Annotated in this window: 2 protein-coding genes; both read left to right on the forward strand. The window is 41.3% G+C overall.

The genetic code is table 11. The annotated features are described in order from the left end of the window. On the forward strand, positions 1 to 261 hold a 261-nt coding region (locus ACFOUY_RS08990), incomplete at its 5' end, for an ISAon1 family transposase N-terminal region protein (RefSeq protein ID WP_378960171.1). Beyond that, the coding region (locus tag ACFOUY_RS08995) for an ISAon1 family transposase (RefSeq protein ID WP_378960172.1) at positions 236 to 1,075 on the forward strand (840 nt) is incomplete at its 3' end. The genes ACFOUY_RS08990 and ACFOUY_RS08995, both read left to right, overlap by 26 nt.

The following is a 1,075-nucleotide window of genomic DNA, read 5'->3' on the forward strand; positions in this document are numbered from 1 at the left end:
TTAGAGAAAAACATTCATCCTGAAGAGTATTCAGGTGAGAAGTTAATTTCTAAAGGCTTTTTCGATGAAATCACCGTTCGTGATTTTCCCTTGCGTGGAAAACCTTGTTTTTTGAAATTAAGGCGGCGCAAGTGGCAAAACCTTAATAGCAAAAAGATTGTTTTCCGGGATTGGAATCTGGTTGCCGATGGTACCAAGATGACTAGCGAATTTGCATTTTTTTTTGAAAAGCTATTTGGATTCAAGCCCAATAAGCTGTAAAACGCTAGGTCATTTCTTTGGTTTGGACGGCAAACGTCTTGAGGAACAGTATGCTAGCCATCTAAGTGGATTTACCATTTGGGATCAGCTGGAACATGCTGATGACTGGCTTCTATTTCCTGAAAATATTGGCGAATATCTCTCCATTGATGAAACCAGCCTGTCCCAGGGAGAGTTATATACCGTTCTGACCAATAAGGGTGCAAAAGGTAAAAAAGGCGCCCTTGTTGCCATTATTAAAGGAACCGAAAGCGAATCGGTAATCAAAATCCTTTCTCAGATCAAGGTAGGCTTGCGTAGAAAAGTGAAAGAAGTTACTCTTGATCTTGCTCCAACAATGTCTCGTATAGTTAAACAGTGTTTTCCTCAGGCCAAACTGGTTTCTGATCGCTTTCACGTACAGCAACTGGCTACAGAAGGCGTCCAGGAAATAAGGATAATGCACAGATGGGAGGCCATAGAACAGGAAAATAAGGAAATGGAACTGGCCAAGACTGTAAAAAAACGCTGGGTGCCGGAATTACTGGAAAATGGTGATACAGTAAAACAATTGCTCGCAAGAAGTAGATACTTACTGTTCAAGCGAGAGGTTAACTGGACACCTTCACAATCGCATCGAGCAGAACTATTATTTGGACTGTACCCTGATCTGGAGCGGGCTTATAGACTGAGTCAAGGTTTGTCCAACATTTTCAGCACCTCTAAAGATAGAATCATCGCTTTTAAAAAGCTGGCTATTTGGTATAACGATGTCGAAGCCGCTGGATTCAAATCGTTTAACACGATTTCCAAAACAATCCAGAACAACTACGAA

The organism is Pedobacter jamesrossensis (assembly GCF_042650905.1).
Taxonomy (GTDB): Bacteria; Bacteroidota; Bacteroidia; order Sphingobacteriales; family Sphingobacteriaceae; genus Pedobacter; species Pedobacter jamesrossensis.